The following is a 345-nucleotide window of genomic DNA, read 5'->3' as shown; positions in this document are numbered from 1 at the left end:
TTTGATACCGGCTTGTTGTTGGATTTCGGCAAAGACTGGATTTGCGTTTGGCCCAGAGAGTGACGCGCGCGCCATCATTGGAAAGGTGACGCCATAATCTAGGTAGCAGATTTTGGCGGATTGATTCTCGCTTCCTCTGTCTTGGCGAAAATCATTGCTTGGGAAACCAACAACCGTGAATCCTTGATCTTTATACGTTTGGTGAAGCTGCTCAAGTTGCTCGAACTGAGGCGTGAAACCGCATTGGCTTGCCGTATTTACGATCAATAAAGTCTTACCTTGAAACTCTTCACACAGCTCAATTTCTTCGTTTGAATTTAACAACCTTTGTTTGCCGTTGAGTAT

At 44.9% G+C, this 345-nt stretch carries 1 protein-coding gene; it reads right to left on the bottom strand.

Annotation, left to right across the window (positions count from 1 at the left end; translation table 11 throughout):
* Positions 1-345 (bottom strand): glutathione peroxidase (locus tag AB4512_RS23720; protein WP_372175964.1); only part of this gene is annotated, 345 nt, incomplete at both ends.

This window comes from Vibrio sp. 10N.222.52.B7, assembly GCF_041474275.1.
In the GTDB taxonomy this organism is placed as follows: domain Bacteria; phylum Pseudomonadota; class Gammaproteobacteria; order Enterobacterales; family Vibrionaceae; genus Vibrio; species Vibrio crassostreae_C.
This window is presented reverse-complemented; position numbering and strand designations above follow the sequence as displayed.